Here is a 16,493-nt window from a genome sequence, read left to right as displayed (position 1 = left end):
TTATTTCTTATATTGAATGTGATAGAGGTCATGTCTACGGTCACGCAGCTGGCGCACTGTGCCGTCTTCACGGCCGCGGCGCAGCACTTCGAGGTCAACATCACCGATCATCACCATCTCCACATTTTCACCTGTCTCACCGATGATACCGTCACGCGCAAAGCCGAAGTCGCTCGGTGTGTAGATACCTGACGCTGAATACTGGATATCCATGTTTTCAGTCTGTGGCAAGTTGCCGCACGTGCCGCTTGTCACTGTATAGATCTGGTTCTCAATCGCACGAGCCATGGAACAGTATTTCACACGTAAGTAGCTCTGACGGTCTTCTGTAGAGAACGGCGTGAAGATGATCTTCGCCCCTTTTTCCGTCGCGATACGTGCCATTTCAGGGAATTCGCTGTCATAACAGATCTGGATAGCAATCTTCCCGCAGTCCGTGTCAAAGACTTCCACCTTATTACCTGGTGAAATGCCCCACCAGCGACGTTCATTCGGTGTGACGTGGATTTTGTACTGCTTCTCAATTGAGCCGTCACGACGGAATAAGTAGGAGATGTTGTAGATTTCATCGTCTTCCTCGACGAAGTGGGAACCGCCGATGATATTGATGTTATAACCCATCGCGAAGCTGTTGAACATCTCGATGTACTGCTCCGTATATTTAGTCAGATGGCGAATCGATTCAGCCGGATTGCGTCGCTCGTCAAAGCTCATGAGCTGGGTCGTCAGCAGTTCCGGGAAGACAACAAAGTCACTGCCCGCATCGTAAGCCACATCGACGAAATATTCAATCTGATTCGCAAACTCTTCAAATGAATCTATCTTACGCATCATGTAGTTGACCGTACAGATACGGACCGGATAGCTGGTCTTGAAATGAAGATTGCTTTTCGCCACAAAGTCAGGATTGTTCCATTCCATCAGTGTCGCGTACTTACTGCTTTTGACATCATCAGGCAGATAGCCCGGATTGATACGCATCAACGTAAAGCCGTTCATAAACTGGAAGGTCAGGACCGGGTCCTTGATCTTGCGCTTCATCACATCATTGACATATTCACGCGGGGATAGTTCATCTTTATAGAGATGATAGTTAGGAATACGGCCGCCGATGATGATACTCTTCAAGTTCAGTTCATAGGCAATTTCACGGCGTGCCTCATAGAGACGCTGGCCGACACGCATGCCGCGGAAATCCGGATGCACCATCACCTCTATGCCGTAAAGATTGTGCCCGTTCTCATTATGATTGGTGATATAACCTTTGTCTGTAATATCATCCCATGTGTGACGGTCATCGTACTCGTCGAAATTGATGATCAGACTGGAAGAGGAACCGATGATAGTTCCTTCATATTCAATGACCACCTGTCCGCGCTGGAAAAGATTCAAATGGGATTCCAGCTGCTCCCTTTTCCAGGGCTCCATGCCGGGGAAGCAGACCTCCTGAAGCTTGATGACTTCATCTATATCATCAAATGTCATCAGACGTGATTCAATTGATTTATTGAAATTCTCTAAGTTAAGTTCCTCTGTCATGTTCATACTCCTTCGTTTGCTCTATAATAAGTATTATACACGACTCAGGGAGTCGCTAAACATATAATGGAGGCAACAATGAATATCACAATCAACTCGTCATTTGACGGCATGACAGTAGAAGAACTGCTGAAACACTGGGTGCTACCTAAAAAAATGATGCATGAACTGCGCATGTCCAAAGAACTGATGCTTAATAACGAACCTGCTACATTCCGCTCGATTCTTCATACAGATGACCAGCTGATGCTGCCACTGCCAGAGGAGAAAAGTCAGTACAAATCGTCCTTCAGACTTTGTGAAGTGGCTTACGAAGATGAATACCTGGCGATACTGGTTAAACCCAAAGGTGTCAAGACCCATCCAAACGATATGATGGAGACCAATACCCTGCTGAACCACGCTGTCTATACGCTGAAATCAGATTATGTTGAACCGATTCATCGTCTCGATCAGGAGACAGTGGGCCTCGTGCTTGTCGCCAAGAATCCACTGGTCAAGAAGATACTGGACCGCATGCTCGAACAGCGCGACATCACCCGAACCTATAAAGCGAAAGTCCGCAGTCTGCTGCCCCTGAAAAAACAGACCATTGAACTGCCTATCGGCAAGGATAAATTCCATCCGAACAAACGCCGCGTGTCCGACAGCGGTCAGCATGCCGTCACACATATCATCGATTCACATGTGCTCGGCGACGGTGTGACTGAAGTTGAACTGAAACTGGATACCGGCCGGACGCATCAGATCCGTGTCCACCTCGCAGCTATCGGCTATCCCGTTCTCGGCGATCCTTTGTATAGCGACTCCAAATTACGCCAGCTGCAGTTGACCGGCTATAAGCTGACTTTTGTCCATCCGATTACGAATGAACGTGTAGAGGCAGAACTCAAACAGTAAAATTGCATTTTGACCTTCTTTCACTTAACATATAAGTGCTAATTAAAAGGAGGAACATTATGTCAGACTTAAATATTTTCACAGATAGAAAAGCGGTCAAAGAATATGACCCGGATTTCAAACTGTCAAAAGAAGAACTCATCGATCTACTGGAGAAAGCAAACCGTGCACCTTCTGCGTGGAATCTGCAGCACTGGAAATATATCGTCGTTCATAGTGATGACGCCAAAGAGAAACTGCTGCCTCTCGCATTCAACCAGCGTCAGATCACTGAGTCGAGCGCGACACTCATCGTTCTCGCTGATAAACAGGCGGAGAAAAATATTGATGCCGTCTTTAATCCAGATGTCGAAGCTGGACGTATGACACCTGAACTCAAGGAGCGCCTCGCCGGACAGATCACTGGCGCGCATTCACGACCTGAATATGCGTTTGAAGCAGGTGTCCTGAATGCATCACTTGCCGCGATGCAGTTCATGAACGCCGCTACACTCGCTGGATTATCAACCTGTCCGATCGGGGGCTTTAATCGGACCGCTCTGATCGAAGCGTTCGATATTGAAGACCGCTACTTACCGATCATGCTCATACCGGTCGGAAAACAGGCTAAAGAAGCACGTGAGACGTCACGTCTTGCTGTTTCAGACGTCGCTGAATTCCTCTAAAAAAATCAGTGCAGCGAATTCGCTGCACTGATTTTTCAGTTTCTTCTGATACGTGCACGCACACGGTCAAATAAGCGGGCACGCTTAGACATCATCGGTCTCGGCGGCTCCACCTCTTTTTTGACGAGGCTGCGTTTATACTGTTCCGCTTCCTGCACGAGTTTCTCCTGTGAGTTAGTCGGCTCCAGATCGTTCCTTACGTATTCATAGACCCCTTCATTAGTCTGCTCCCGTGCTTTCAGATTATCATTCAACTGCAGCGCCAGAATATCTTTCAGTCTGGTCACAATCACTTCATCAAGTACTGGGAACAGAATCTCGACCCGTTTGATCATATTACGCGTCATCATGTCTGCTGAAGAGAGATACATTCTTTCTTCGCCGTTATGATAGAAATAATAAATACGGGAATGCTCAAGGAAACGTCCGACAATGCTGATCACGCGGATGTTCTCGCTGACCCCTGGAATACCCGGCTTCAGACAGCAGATACCGCGGATGATCAGATTGACCTTAACCCCTGCCTGACTCGCTTCGAACAGCTTCTTGATCACTGCTTTATCAGTCAAGGAGTTCATCTTGGCGATGATGAGACCGTTGCCATTGGCTTGATGAGAGGCAATCTCCTGGTCGATATGATCCAGGAACTCATCACGAATTTCAAACGGCGCCACATGCAGCTTCTTGTACTCCGGCTTCTCAGAGTAGCCACTTAAATAGTTGAAGAAGTTCATGGCATCCTGACCGATTTCCTTATTCGTTGTAATGATACCCATATCTGTATAGATTTTAGCGGTCTTATCGTTATAGTTACCTGTCCCGAGATGAACATAAGGGACCAGTTCCTCGTTTTCGCGTTTGATGACAAGCGTGATTTTACTGTGCGTCTTCAGATGCGTCATCCCATAGATCACATGACAGCCCGCTTCTTCAAGCATCTTCGCCCAGTGAACATTGTTCTCTTCATCAAAGCGCGCTTTCAGTTCGACTAAAACCGTCACCTGCTTGCCTGATTCAGCCGCATGTTTCAGCGCTTCAATAATCGGTGAATCGCTGGATACACGGTACAGCGTCTGTTTGATGGCCAGTGTATTCGGATCTTCTGCAGCTTCTTTAATGAAGTCCACAATCGGCTGGAATGATTCATACGGGTGATGGAAGAAAACATCACGTTCCTTCGCTGTCTGATAGACATTCTGCTCCTTCAATGCAAGCGGCGGTGCTGCTTCAAACGGCTTAAACTCAAGCTGCGGGTATTTCTTGCCGATCATGCCCGCCAACTGGAAGAGCATCGTTAAATCAAGCGGGCCATCAATTTTATAGATATCCCGTTCTTCGATATCCAGTTCCTGAGTTAAAAAGGAGCCATTGATGGTCGGATCATGCCGTACATCAATCTCCAGACGTACCGCAGCCCCACTTTTTCTTTTCTTAAGGAACTTCTCGATTTCAATCAGCAGATCTTCCGCGCCGTCTTCATGAATCGTCAGATCGGCATTACGCGTGATTCTGAAAGTGAACGTCCGCAGAATTTCATAACCTGCAAATAAGCGGCCGATGAAGTGAGTGATGATATCTTCTAGCAGAACATAGACGCGGCGCTGGTCATCCTTGATTTCGATGATACGGTTAAGGAGCGCCGGTATCTGTACGATGGCAGATTTTTTAGCGCCCGTCGCATCCTTGACATCCACAAAGATGTTCAGCGACTTATTCGTTAATTTAGGGAACGGGCGGTACGCATCAATCCCGAGAGGGGTCAGTGTCGGCAGGATTTCAAACTCAAATTTCTGTTTGATGAACTCGTAGTTCTCAGCAGACAGTTCATCAGGGGTTTTGAAGAAGACCTGGAAACTTTCTAGTTCTTTCAGCAGTTTATGATACTGTTTATACTGGATCCGCACATTTTCACGGTTTTTCTCATCGATAGCAATCAGCTGTTCAGTCGGTGTCATCTGCGTTTTATTTTCACGCTCTGTGAAATTCAGCTTCACCTGATCTTTCAAGCCGGCTACCCGCACCATGAAAAACTCATCTAAATTGGATGATGCGATAGCTAAAAACTTAAGACGTTCAAGCAACGGATTCTTCATGTCCATTGACTCTTCGATGACTCGATAATTGAAAGCGACCCAGCTAACTTCTCTGTTGTTATAATATGCTTTATTGTTTAAATCCATCTTTTTGTTCGTTTCCATTTTAGTCACCTCAACTATGTCTATAACCTTTACTTATACAGTTATAACGGACTAATGTAAATTTTCTGTAAAGATGATGTTAATTTTTGACTTAGTGATTTTTTCCAGGTGCTTTTTCTGGCGCTCTGCCTGATATTCCTCCGCAATCGGATCGCCCGAATAATGGATATACAGGTTCACATGCTCCTTCTCCTGTTCCATATATAACTCGGTGACGACGCGTGTATTGCTGACATTCAGCGCATGCGCAAACTTCAGAATGCTGCCGAGCACCTGAATTTCCCCTCTTTCCTTATCACTGAACCAGCCTGTCTCATCCATGAAGAACTTGAGGAGCGATTTGCTTTTATAGCTTGCAAGAAGCGCTAATTTAACACGCTCACGATGAGCGATGCCGTTCAGACTTGAGTTTGAGATGATATAGTACGTGTGCTGGCTGGATGCATCAGAATCGATATAACTGCCCAGATAGAACAGATAGGCTGCCTGCAGCATCAGTTTCTTCTGCTGCTTATCGCCCGCGATGAGATCCATTTTCTCCAGCTCAAAATAAAGCATTTCTGCCAGCTTGCGACGCTGCAATGCATCTTCATGCTTGATGTTGTAGCTGTAAGCCAGATTGCGCAGGCTCTCTTTAAACACTTCATTCTTATCAAAAGGATGTTTGTAGTCTTCCTCAATAATAGACATCGTGATGCCTTCACGCAGACCTTTACGTGAGAAAATAAATTCAGTGGCATTGACTTCCTCGTAAAGCGTCGTGAAGACGATGCCTGAAGGGACAATGATGTCCTGACGGTCCTTGCTCAGACCATCGAGATCATCAAGCTGTTCCATCGTCGAGGTGATCAGCTTTTTGAAGACATATTCGATATCCTGCTTCGACATGGAATAACCGTGGACACCCGCAATCGGATATTCAGACAGAGACTGATGGATACGTGCGAAGTTACGTGCAGATCCCCCGATAGCAATAATAGGTACTTTACGCTTACCCAGCCATTTAAGTGACCGCAACTGTTCCTTGACATATTTTCCGGCCTCTTCGATAGCACCAGAATCGTTATGAGCCTTACCATTAAAGAATAGTTTCTGCAGGGTGACGACACCAAACGGGAAGCTGTGCGAGAACTTCAGTTCCTTATCCTCATAATAAGTGACTTCTGTGCTGCCGCCGCCGATATCGACGGTGACCCCGTCTTCGTAATCAAGCGTGTTGACGACTGCATAGTAGCCGAAGTAAGCCTCTTCTTTTTCCGAGATAATGCGCATCTTGATTCCGGTACGTTCCACCACTTTATCAATGATTTCCGTGATGTTCTTTGATTGCCGGACGGCCGCTGTCGCAACAGGATATAATGCTTCCACATCAAACTTGTCCGCTACTTTCTGGAAGCTTTCGAGGGTATCACATAAGACATTGATCCCCTCTGCAGCCATTTCTTTGTCGGCATCCAGATACTGATAAAGGCGAGCAGGTGTTTTAATATTCTGCAGTTCAATCAGCCCTGTTTTTTCAGAGTACTCAAAGATGACTAATCTGATAGTATTTGAACCGATATCCACTAAACCTATTCTTTTCATAATCTACCTCTTCCCTGCTTCATACTTATTATTTCGGATGAATCATATCCTCCGGTTTGATCCAGTCATTATACTGTTCTTCTGTCAGATAACCGCTTTTCAGGGCCGACTCTTTCAATGTCAGGCCTTCTTTGTGGGCGGTCTTCGCGATATAAGCTGCTTTCTCATAACCGATGTGCGGATTAAGGGCAGTCACAAGCATCAGTGACTGGTTCAGATAGTTCGTGATATTCTCTTCAATCGGCTCGATTCCGACTGCACAGTTGTCATTGAATGAGTTCATACCGTCCGCCAGTAGATAAATCGACTGGAGCGTGTTATACATGATGACAGGTTTAAAGACATTCAGCTCAAAGTTACCCTGACTTGCTGCCATACCGATCACTGTATCATTACCCATCACTTGTACAGCGACCATCGTCAGCATCTCACTTTGAGTCGGATTGACTTTACCCGGCATGATTGAAGAACCAGGTTCATTTTCAGGAATCGACAGTTCACCGAGACCTGCGCGCGGACCTGACGCAAGCCAGCGTACATCGTTCGCAATCTTCATTAAATCTGCTGCCAGTGCCTTCAAGGCCCCGTGCACGAAGGTCACTTCATCATGAGCCGTCAGCGCATGGAACTTGTTCGGGGAGGAAACGAAGTCATAACCCGTCTGCTCCTTGATCTGTGCGGCCACGCGGTCACCGAATTCCGGATGCGCATTGATGCCAGTCCCCACAGCAGTGCCACCGATCGCCAGATTCAGCAGTTCTTTTTTAGCTGTGTTCAGCAGTTCCTCACATTTGTCGAGCATGTAGCGCCAGCCTGAGATTTCCTGACCCAGCGTTAAAGGTGTCGCATCCTGTAAGTGAGTACGACCGATTTTGATGATATGCGCGAACTTTTCCTCTTTGTCTTTCAGCGTGTTGCGCAGACGGTCAAGTGCCGGCATGAGTTTCACTTCAATCTCATTGTAAAGGGCAATGTGCATCGCCGTCGGGTAAGTATCATTTGAACTTTGCGATTTGTTGACGTCATCATTCGGATGAATACGTTCTTCAGAATCTGATTCAGCCAGATACTGGTTCGCAGCGAATGCGACGACCTCATTGACATTCATATTACTCTGCGTACCGCTGCCGGTCTGCCAGACGACAAGCGGAAAATGTTCGTCCAGTTTGCCTGCCAGTACATCATCACAGGCTTTGACAATTGCAGCTGCTTTCGCTTCAGATAATTTACCCAGTTCTTTATTGACGACTGCCGCCGCACGTTTCAGATGTGCGAAGCCGTAGATGACTTCAATCGGCATCTTTTCTTTACCGACCGGGAAATTCTGCTTGCTGCGCTGCGTCTGAGCGCCCCAATATTTTTCAGCAGGTACTTCGATTTCACCAAATGTATCGTGTTCAATTCTTACAGACATGTTATTCTCCCCTTAATGTTTTGATACTTCTATTCTACATTAAATAATAAGGACATTCATCACAAAAAAACAGCTGAATCATCAGCTGTCTTCGCGTTCATCTTGTGTACCGTTGAAGTTATGCTCCTCAGCATTCTGCTCTGAAATCTGTTCCATTTCTTTTCCGAGTTCTACAACATCACTGAAATCTTCAACCATTTCATTTTCTGGATTGTGCATGGATAGTCCTCCTTAAAATTTGTCAGGCTGCTCATTAAGGGATATATTGGAAATGTCAAATACATCCAGGAGCGCCTCATGATCATCTACCATTCTCGTACCCTCATTCATCAATATTTAAGCTATGAAATGCTGAAATATCGTTATCCCTTTGGCGTTGAGACGATTGACAGACAGGAAAGAATGAAGAAAGGTTACAGCGGTGAATCTCTGGCTGACCACTGGCTGACCGACTTATTCACGTCCTCCAGCTGCCTTTATCTTTGTGATTTACGACTGAATATTGACTTTGAGCAACTGCAGATTGACAGCCTTATTATTTTTGATCAGACTGTCATCGTCCTTGAAATCAAGAACTACAGTATGGATCTGATCTATCAGAATGGCCATTTCTACCGGCAGTCCGGCGAGATACTGACCTCACTGCACACACAGCTCGGTAAAATCAGGCGGCTGATGTCCAAACTGATTGCTGACTATGACAGCACGATTGAGGTGAAGGTTATGCCGTTCTTTGTCAACAGCAAACAGCAAATAAGCGGTCTGCTGCTAGACGGTGATGTCCTTGTGCCTGGTAATTATCAGCACGTGCTCGCACCCTATATAGCTAGCCGAGCGCCCCGTGATGACTTAGCACGTTATCTTGTTTCATTGAACCAAGCCAATGACTTCGACAGAAAGCTTGAGATTGATTACGATTCAGTCTCTAAAGGCATCTACTGTGAGAGATGTCATCAGCCGCTCATCAAGAAAAGCCAGCGCCAATATGGTTGTTCAGCGTGTGGCCAGGTCTATAATGCGCATCAAGTTGTCAGCCATCAGCTCAAAGTCTATCGTTATATATGGGCTGACCGACCTGTGACGACTAAGACCGCTTATGAATGGATGGACGGCAAAGTCTGTTGGCGGACGCTGCAACGCATACTGGCAAATAAGACAGACGAATCACTTATTCCCTGAGACTAGGCTGGCGCGCCACTCAAGCTGTCTTCTCTTCCCGAGTGGCGCCAGGCGCGCCACTCAAGCTGTCTTCTCTTCCCGAGTGGCGCCGGGCGCGCCACTCAAGCTGCCTGCCGCTCCCCAGTGGCGCCGGGCGCGCCACTCAACCCTCTATTATTTTCTCCCTCAATTAAAAAACACCAGCTCATCACGAGCTGGTGCGCTTTATCTTATGAGAACACTGAATAATAATATTCACGTACATCTGCTGGCAGGCCTTGTGCCGCTTCCCAGTCTAAGATGACTGTCGACATACGGTGTGACTTCAGATTGCCGGCCTCAAAGTTTGTATTGGTTTCACTTGTGCTGTAAAGCTGTGAGACAACATTCGCTTTATCTGCACCTGTCACTAACAGAATGATTTCGCGTGCAGTGAGCAGACCCTTATCTGAATCAGAATTCACTTCACGGTAACCGACTGTGCCATCTGTATTGATTGTCCCTACCAACATAGTCAGTTTACCTTTGTTTTCTTTTGTCTTGGCTTTCTCTTTAATTTCTTCATCAATATTCACTGTTTTCTTCACACTATGCAGCTGATCTTTGACGATGCCCATATTCAGAAATTCAGCCCCAGCATTATCATAATCGAATACATGAATCTGGCTCGCATCGACTGGATAAGTCGCCATCTCTTCATGTAATTCACGGTAGAAATGATCCTGCTCATCGTTCAGTGCAAACACAACGATTGAAGTCGGGTTATTGTTGAACTGTTTTCTTACGATATCTGCCGCATACTGAGAAGCGATACCCTCAGTTTCAAAAATCTTAAAATTCATTGCCATGATGTTTTCCTCCTGAGTCCACTTTTAATAATTCACTTATACCCTTATTAGTATATCATTGAAACATAAGGTTTCACTCTTAATTGTTATGGTATATAATAAAAGTAATTATATTTCAGGAGGTCCTTCCCTTATGAACACTTTATTAATTTGCATGGTCGGTTTATCATTCATCGTTGCAATGTTAACAGCTGGTCGTGAATCTCAATACGGCATCCGCGACGAAGAGCTTAAAAACTTAAAATAAAAAAAGATTGGCTCTCCGCCAATCTTTTTTTATTGCTGCAGGAATCCTTGTTTCTTCACCACGTCATCTACATCCAGCCGGGTCTTTTCACTCAGCATTCCGACGACCTGCTCACTCCATTTATCAGCCCGCTTACCATTCGTCCGTGCCCGGTAATAGGCCGCGATCTCCTCGTCATATCCTGCAATCTCTTCAGCATAGCTGCTGCTGTCATAACCGTTCTCATGATAGATATGCTTAAACGGCAGCCGTTCTTTCTGACTGCCTGAGTCAGCAGGATGACCCACAACCATCCCAAAAAGCGGATAGACATGTTCCGGCAGATTCAGGATATCAATCACCTGCTGCATATCGTTGCGCAGGCTGCCGATATAGCAGATGCCAAGTCCCATACTTTCCGCTGCGACCGCCAGATTCTGCGCGGCAAGTGCTGCATCTACAGTCCCTACCAGAAAACTTTCTGTCGCACCTAAATAGTCATTGATATCTGCGCCGAGTTCTTCGCTCATCAGCTGATGGCGGTAGAAATCTGCAACAAATACAAACAAGTGACCATTGTCCTCTACATAGGTCTGACCGCTCACTTTTCGTAAGGCTGCCTTCTTATCAGCATCGGTCACGCCGATAATGGAGTAGGCCTGCAGGTAGCTGGATGTTGAGGCCATCTGAGCGGCCTCCACCAATCTCCGTACTTCCTCTCCTGTCAGCTTCTCGTCAGTAAACTGCCGGATGGAGCGATGATTCATTAACTGTCTGATGACTTCATTCATATCTACACCTCTTATTTCAGATTTGGATAATTCTGCTGTCTCAGTGCTTCATAGACTAAGATGGCAGCAGTGTTCGACAGGTTCAGTGAACGTACATTATCGTTCATCGGAATTCTGAGCGCTGTATCCATATACTTTTCTTTTACCCAGTCTGGCAGGCCAGTGGTCTCTTTACCGAAAATAAAATAATGCTGGACAGTCGTATCTGAGTAATCAAACGTCGTATGCGGCTTCTGACCGAACTTCGTCAGCAAGTAATAATTGCCGCCCGCTGTCTTCTCAAAAAACTCTTCGATGCTGTCATAGTAGATGATATTGACAAATTTCCAGTAATCAAGGCCCGCACGGCGCAGCATCTTGTCATCTGTCGAAAAGCCGAGCGGACGGATCAAGTGCAGCGTCGTATCCGTTGCGGCGCAAGTTCTGGCGATATTTCCTGTGTTGGCCGGAATTTCCGGCTGATAAAGCACGACGTTAATTGACATGTGTAATCTCCTCTAATCCTTTTAATATTTCATTCTTGACTGCTGCGTCTTCTTCCATCCTGTATCTTTCCTCCAAGAAAGGGCGTTCCGCTTCCCCGGCAATTTGACCGATCGCCCAGTATGCAGTTCCTTTGATGACCGGACGCTCATCTTTCACAGCCACTTCTTTCAGTGTCGGCACTGCACTCTCTTCCTTAAAATGGGCAAGCGCGATAATCGCATTGCGCTGGACCGGCTTCTTGCCACGCCAGCTCCCTGCCAGATGACCATATTCATTCTTGAACATCTTATTGCTCATAGTCAGGAGCGGTTCAAGTAACGGCTTCAGCTTAAGAGGTTCCAGTATGATGTCGTCATGGGTCGTATGGATGCCGCGGTTCTTCGGACAGACCTGCTGACATGTATCACAGCCGTACAATCTGTTCCCGATCTTGCTTCTATATTCATCCGGCAAGAAGCCTTTCGTCTGCGTCAGAAAACTGATGCACTTCTGTGAATTAAGCTGGCCGTTACCGACTAAAGCACCGGTCGGGCAGCGATCTATACAGATGGTACAGTCCAGACAGCTGTCCAGGACAGGTGCATCTGGCGGCAGCTTGATGGAGGTGAGCAGTTCACCGAGATACGTCCATGTCCCGAGCTTCCTATTCAGAATAAAGCCATTCTTCGCGGCATAGCCCAGTCCCGCGCGCTCCGCTACAGCCCGGTCGCTTAATACACCGGTGTCGACCATTGACAGACACTCCGCCTCTGGTAGACGCGATTTGATGAATGCTTCCAGTAGCTGCAGCCGTTTCCTGAGCAGGGAATGGTAGTCCATCCCCCAGGATGACCGCGCGAACATGCCGCGTCGCTCTCCGCGGGTACTTTTCGGTGTGCCGGGCAGTTTGTTAGGGTAACCCACCGCTATAGCAATGATCGATTCAGCTGAAGCCATGGACTTCCTCGGATCGATTCTCAGCTCGATATCTGACTCCTCAAAGCCTGAAGCATAGCCCTTCGCATAATATGCTTCAAGCTTCGGCCTCAGCTCTTCAAACGGCTCCGCTGTCGTAAATCCGATGGCATCGATGCCGATCGTCTTGCTATACGCAATGATCTCCTCTTTCAGCGTTTGAGACATGTACTCACCTCCAAATCAATGCAACTATTTTACCACAAAAAAACACAACGCCGGAGCGTTGTGCCTGAATTTATAATACTTTGGATAGAAAGCTCTGTGTCCGTTCATTCTGCGGGTTGCCGAAGATCTGGGCAGGCGGTCCTTCCTCCTGGACAATGCCTTTATCCATGAAGATGACCCGGTCAGCCACTTCTCTTGCAAAGCCCATCTCATGTGTGACGACGACCATCGTCATCCCTTCACGCGCCAGACTCTTCATAACAGCGAGCACATCACCGACCACCTCAGGGTCGAGCGCTGACGTCGGTTCATCGAACAGCATGACGTCAGGATTCATCGCCAGTGCACGTGCGATAGCGACACGCTGCTTCTGTCCGCCTGACAGCTGCGACGGATAGCGGTCCGCCTTATCCCTCAGACCGACTTTGTCCAGCAGCTCGAGGCCGAATGCCTCGAGGTCAGCCTTGTTGCCTTTTTTCAGCAGTAATGGAGTCATCGTCAGATTGTCGAGCACCGTCTTATGCGGGAAGAGATTGAAGCTCTGGAACACCATCCCCATCTTCTGGCGATGCAGGTTGATATTCGTTTTCTTGTCGTTCAGGACATTGCCCTCAAAAATGATCTCACCGCTTGTCGGTGTCTCAAGCAGATTCAGACAGCGCAGCAGTGTTGATTTGCCGCTGCCGGAAGGTCCGATGATGGCCACCACTTCCCCTTCCTGCACATCGATATTAATCCCTTTCAGCACTTCAACATGTCCAAAGTTTTTATGGAGTTCTCTCACATTAATCACTTACACTCATTCTCCTTTCGAATAAGTTCATCACTCGTGATAAACCAAATGTCAGTAAGAAGTAGACGATCGCCACAATCAAGAGCGGTTTAAATGGATCAAACGATGCCCCTTGCACGACCTGCGCATTGAACATCAGTTCGCTTACCCCGATGACCGAGACGATGGAAGATTCCTTGATGACAGTGATAAATTCATTACCTAACGCCGGCAGGATGTTCTTGATGGCTTGCGGCATAATGACTTTGTTCATCGCCTGGGCATGGCTAAGTCCGAGCGAACGCGCCGCTTCCATCTGTCCTTTATCCACTGCCTTGATTCCTGCACGAATAATCTCGGCAATGTAGGCACCACAGTTCAGGATGAGTGCAATCGCCCCGCAGACAAATGCGGATAAATCAAGTCCGAGTACTGCTGTCGTACCGAAATAGACCAGAAACACCTGAACCAGGAGCGGCGTGCCGCGGATAAATTCGATATATACCCAGGCGATGGCCTTCAGAATCTTATTCGTACTGAGCTTCATGAAGGCAAAGATGCCCCCGAAGAGTGAACCGAAGACAACGCCCAATAACGAAATCAGAATCGTTGCACCGAGTCCCTGCAGGAAATAAATGCCGTATTTACTTAAAAATGAGCCGTCATCAAACATGGCTTCGTTTGCTTTTTCTTTATAGCCTTCAATCAGCTTCTGATCATTCACCTCTTTGATGGAAGCATTCAACGCATCGAGGAGCTTCGGTGAATCTTTCGGCAGTGCGATGGCTGTCCCTTTATCAGCATTGCCGAATTCCAGGTCTGAATAGGCTAACTGCGTATTCTGTGACAGATAAGCATCTGCAACAGGGCCTTCCATAATGACGCCCTCCACTTTACCTGTATTGAGTGACATGATGGCTTCCGGCAGACGCGTCAGAGAGGTCAGATTGGATTCAGGCAGCTCTGTCTGCGCCAGCTCTTCCTGTGTCGTCTGTTTCTGTGCGGCAATCCCCTTACCCTTGAAGTCTTCTACTGTCTTCAGTTTGCTCTGATTTTTCTTCTGAACGACCATACGCTGTTTAACCTGCATATACTCATCCGTAAAATCGACTTCTTTCTTACGCTCAGGCGTCGGGCTCATCCCCGAGATGATCACATCAATCTTGCCCGTCTTCAGTGAACCGAGGAGACTGTCAAACTGCATATTGACGATCTTCAGCTCCACTCCTAAATCTTTCGCTATTTTCTTGGCCAGTTCGATATCGATACCGACATATTCCCTCTTGCCGTTCACCGTTCTCTCAAATTCATACGGTGCATAGTCAGCCGATAAACCGACACGCAGCTCGCCCCGCTCTTTAATGACGTCAAGCTGATCGTCTGCAGCAAATGCGCTGTAGAGCGGCAGACTTGCAATCACCAGCAGTAACGCCAGTATCAAGGTAATACTCTTCTTCATGTTCAATATCCCACCCTCCTTAAAAACTTTTGTAATAACTATACATTCTATTTAATATATATACAATAGTCAATTTAACGTTGCTTTAAACAGTTAAAGAAACTATAGTTAAGATATATTATATTCAGAAAATTCGGATTATGAAAGAGGTTTTTTTGATGAAGGAAATTAATGCTTACGTCTCGCAGCTGGAAGTACCGGGTACACGACAGTTTTCAAACAAGGTGGCCCGCTATGATAACTGTGTGGATCTCACTCTGGGCCAGTCAGGATTTATGCCGGCCAGCTATATCAAAGAAGCGATGATCAAGGCGATTGAAGAGAATCAGCTGCGCTATACCCATAACAAAGGGCTGCTGGAACTCCGCGAGGCGGTATCGGACGATATCTACCGCCGGCTGAACGTCCGTTATGATGCTGAGACTGAAATCCTCATGACGAACGGCGGCTCTGAAGCCATAGATGATGTACTGCGGACCCTCCTCAATCCCGGCGACGAGGTGCTGGTGCCCGTACCTACCTATCTCGGCTATGAGCCGGTCATCAAACTGCTGGGCGCGGAGACGGTCTATATCGATACGACAGACAGTCATTTTGTACCGACGGGTGAAGCGGTCGCTGCTGCTATCACCGAACGAACAAAAGCCATCATCTTCAACTATCCGACGAATCCGACCGGCGTCACCTATTCATATGACGAGATCAGCGCGCTGGTCGATGTGCTGAGTCAGACAGATATCTTCATCATCACGGATGAAATCTATTCAGAGAACGTCTATGACAGCCCCCATCACTCATTCATGGAGTTTCCGGCGGTACGCAAGCAGCTCTTTGTCGTCAGCGGCCTGTCCAAATCGCATGCCATCACCGGCGCACGGGTCGGCTACGTCCTCGCACCGGCCGAACTGCTGGAACATGTCACGACCGTGCATCTATACAATTCCATCTGCGTCGCGACACCAATGCAGTACGGCGCCATCAGTGCACTGAAATACGGTCAGGAGGACGTCAAGAGGATGAACGCGGCTTATGTCGAGCGCCGTGACTATCTGTACGACCGTCTGGTGAAGATGGGACTGCCGGTCATCAAGCCGCAGGGTGCGTTCTACATCTTTCCGGATATCTCTGCCTACTCATCTGACTCATTTCAGTTCGCCAATGAGCTGATTGAAGCCGTGCAGCTGGCGGTGGTACCCGGCAAATCCTTCTCAGACCTCGGTGAAGGCTATATCCGCCTGTCATTCGCCTGTACGATGGAGGAGATCGTCGAAGCCTGTGACCGGCTGGAGCGTTTCCTGCACGATTATCCGAAATAAAAAAATCCAGCCGAG

15 protein-coding genes are annotated in these 16,493 nt (G+C 47.3%); 4 read left to right on the top strand and 11 right to left on the bottom strand.

Translation table 11 applies throughout. The features are described 5' to 3' along the window. Nucleotides 1-1,539 carry a carbon-nitrogen hydrolase family protein gene (locus ERX55_RS05300; RefSeq protein WP_133451543.1) on the bottom strand — a complete coding sequence of 513 codons (1,539 nt, stop codon included), beginning with the start codon at nucleotides 1,537-1,539 and terminating at the stop codon, nucleotides 1-3. A gap of 78 nt (nucleotides 1,540-1,617) precedes the next feature. Between ERX55_RS05300 and ERX55_RS05295 the strand changes: the two genes are divergently transcribed. Then, nucleotides 1,618-2,439 (top strand): RluA family pseudouridine synthase, encoded by an 822-nt coding sequence (locus ERX55_RS05295; RefSeq protein ID WP_133451542.1) that lies wholly within the window; start codon nucleotides 1,618-1,620, stop codon nucleotides 2,437-2,439. 59 nt (nucleotides 2,440-2,498) lie between these two features. After that, on the top strand, nucleotides 2,499-3,104 hold the full coding sequence (locus ERX55_RS05290; protein ID WP_133451541.1) for a nitroreductase family protein: 606 nt from the start codon (nucleotides 2,499-2,501) through the stop codon (nucleotides 3,102-3,104). A gap of 35 nt (nucleotides 3,105-3,139) precedes the next feature. Here ERX55_RS05290 and ERX55_RS05285 read toward each other — a convergent pair whose 3' ends face one another. The 4 genes from ERX55_RS05285 to ERX55_RS11395 all read right to left on the bottom strand — a co-directional run bounded on the left by ERX55_RS05285 (nucleotide 3,140) and on the right by ERX55_RS11395 (nucleotide 8,519). Then, nucleotides 3,140-5,302: an RNA degradosome polyphosphate kinase gene (locus ERX55_RS05285; RefSeq protein ID WP_133451540.1), complete on the bottom strand. Its 2,163-nt coding sequence runs from the start codon at nucleotides 5,300-5,302 to the stop codon at nucleotides 3,140-3,142. A gap of 51 nt (nucleotides 5,303-5,353) precedes the next feature. Continuing rightward, entirely contained in the window at nucleotides 5,354-6,889 is a 1,536-nt protein-coding gene (locus tag ERX55_RS05280; RefSeq protein WP_208001506.1) for a Ppx/GppA family phosphatase, read from the bottom strand. A 25-nt stretch (nucleotides 6,890-6,914) separates the two neighbouring features. Then, nucleotides 6,915-8,300, bottom strand: coding sequence for a class II fumarate hydratase (fumC, locus tag ERX55_RS05275; protein WP_133451538.1), 1,386 nt, complete (start codon nucleotides 8,298-8,300; stop codon nucleotides 6,915-6,917). A gap of 81 nt (nucleotides 8,301-8,381) precedes the next feature. After that, nucleotides 8,382-8,519, bottom strand: coding sequence for an SAS053 family DNA gyrase inhibitor (locus ERX55_RS11395; protein ID WP_165983710.1), 138 nt, complete (start codon nucleotides 8,517-8,519; stop codon nucleotides 8,382-8,384). A gap of 78 nt (nucleotides 8,520-8,597) precedes the next feature. On the opposite strand from ERX55_RS11395, the gene ERX55_RS05270 reads away from it, so the two are divergent. Further along, complete coding sequence (locus ERX55_RS05270; RefSeq protein ID WP_133451537.1) at nucleotides 8,598-9,479, top strand: nuclease-related domain-containing protein; 882 nt, start codon at nucleotides 8,598-8,600, stop codon at nucleotides 9,477-9,479. Nucleotides 9,480-9,688: 209 nt separating this feature from the next. On the opposite strand, the gene ERX55_RS05265 is transcribed toward ERX55_RS05270, so the two are convergent. From ERX55_RS05265 to ERX55_RS05240, 6 genes are all read right to left on the bottom strand, one after another. After that, entirely contained in the window at nucleotides 9,689-10,306 is a 618-nt protein-coding gene (locus ERX55_RS05265) for a sugar phosphate isomerase family (RefSeq protein WP_133451536.1), read from the bottom strand. A 276-nt stretch (nucleotides 10,307-10,582) separates the two neighbouring features. Then, the gene (gene nfsA / locus ERX55_RS05260; RefSeq protein ID WP_133451535.1) at nucleotides 10,583-11,323 is read right to left on the bottom strand and encodes an oxygen-insensitive NADPH nitroreductase; all 741 of its coding nucleotides are present in this window, start codon (nucleotides 11,321-11,323) and stop codon (nucleotides 10,583-10,585) included. A gap of 11 nt (nucleotides 11,324-11,334) precedes the next feature. Then, nucleotides 11,335-11,808, bottom strand: coding sequence for a tRNA (uridine(34)/cytosine(34)/5-carboxymethylaminomethyluridine(34)-2'-O)-methyltransferase TrmL (gene trmL / locus ERX55_RS05255; protein WP_133451534.1), 474 nt, complete (start codon nucleotides 11,806-11,808; stop codon nucleotides 11,335-11,337). Continuing rightward, a complete protein-coding gene (queG, locus tag ERX55_RS05250; RefSeq protein ID WP_133451533.1) occupies nucleotides 11,798-12,931 on the bottom strand; it encodes a tRNA epoxyqueuosine(34) reductase QueG in 1,134 nt (377 codons plus the stop codon). The genes trmL and queG overlap by 11 nt, the downstream gene beginning before the upstream one ends. A 70-nt stretch (nucleotides 12,932-13,001) precedes the next feature. Next, nucleotides 13,002-13,724 carry an amino acid ABC transporter ATP-binding protein gene (locus tag ERX55_RS05245; RefSeq protein WP_133451532.1) on the bottom strand — a complete coding sequence of 241 codons (723 nt, stop codon included), beginning with the start codon at nucleotides 13,722-13,724 and terminating at the stop codon, nucleotides 13,002-13,004. Then, on the bottom strand, nucleotides 13,717-15,162 hold the full coding sequence (locus ERX55_RS05240; protein WP_133451531.1) for an ABC transporter substrate-binding protein/permease: 1,446 nt from the start codon (nucleotides 15,160-15,162) through the stop codon (nucleotides 13,717-13,719). The genes ERX55_RS05245 and ERX55_RS05240 overlap by 8 nt, the downstream gene beginning before the upstream one ends. Before the next feature lie 158 nt (nucleotides 15,163-15,320). Between ERX55_RS05240 and ERX55_RS05235 the strand changes: the two genes are divergently transcribed. Then, nucleotides 15,321-16,478 carry an aminotransferase class I/II-fold pyridoxal phosphate-dependent enzyme gene (locus ERX55_RS05235; RefSeq protein ID WP_133451530.1) on the top strand — a complete coding sequence of 386 codons (1,158 nt, stop codon included), beginning with the start codon at nucleotides 15,321-15,323 and terminating at the stop codon, nucleotides 16,476-16,478. The last annotated feature ends 15 nt before the right edge of the window (nucleotides 16,479-16,493 follow it).

Source organism: Macrococcus bovicus, assembly GCF_004359575.1.
Classification (GTDB): domain Bacteria; phylum Bacillota; class Bacilli; order Staphylococcales; family Staphylococcaceae; genus Macrococcus; species Macrococcus bovicus.
The sequence above is the reverse complement of the archived record's forward strand: the minus strand, read 5'-3'. Positions and strand labels throughout refer to the sequence as shown.

Coding starts and splice junctions, on each gene's coding strand:
- ERX55_RS05300 (WP_133451543.1), bottom strand. CDS start 1,539: ATGACAGAGGAACTTAACTTAGAGAATTTCAATAAATCAATTGAATCA.
- ERX55_RS05295 (WP_133451542.1), top strand. CDS start 1,618: ATGAATATCACAATCAACTCGTCATTTGACGGCATGACAGTAGAAGAA.
- ERX55_RS05290 (WP_133451541.1), top strand. CDS start 2,499: ATGTCAGACTTAAATATTTTCACAGATAGAAAAGCGGTCAAAGAATAT.
- ERX55_RS05285 (WP_133451540.1), bottom strand. CDS start 5,302: ATGGAAACGAACAAAAAGATGGATTTAAACAATAAAGCATATTATAAC.
- fumC (WP_133451538.1), bottom strand. CDS start 8,300: ATGTCTGTAAGAATTGAACACGATACATTTGGTGAAATCGAAGTACCT.
- ERX55_RS11395 (WP_165983710.1), bottom strand. CDS start 8,519: ATGCACAATCCAGAAAATGAAATGGTTGAAGATTTCAGTGATGTTGTA.
- ERX55_RS05270 (WP_133451537.1), top strand. CDS start 8,598: ATGATCATCTACCATTCTCGTACCCTCATTCATCAATATTTAAGCTAT.
- ERX55_RS05265 (WP_133451536.1), bottom strand. CDS start 10,306: ATGGCAATGAATTTTAAGATTTTTGAAACTGAGGGTATCGCTTCTCAG.
- nfsA (WP_133451535.1), bottom strand. CDS start 11,323: ATGAATGAAGTCATCAGACAGTTAATGAATCATCGCTCCATCCGGCAG.
- trmL (WP_133451534.1), bottom strand. CDS start 11,808: ATGTCAATTAACGTCGTGCTTTATCAGCCGGAAATTCCGGCCAACACA.
- queG (WP_133451533.1), bottom strand. CDS start 12,931: ATGTCTCAAACGCTGAAAGAGGAGATCATTGCGTATAGCAAGACGATC.
- ERX55_RS05240 (WP_133451531.1), bottom strand. CDS start 15,162: ATGAAGAAGAGTATTACCTTGATACTGGCGTTACTGCTGGTGATTGCA.
- ERX55_RS05235 (WP_133451530.1), top strand. CDS start 15,321: ATGAAGGAAATTAATGCTTACGTCTCGCAGCTGGAAGTACCGGGTACA.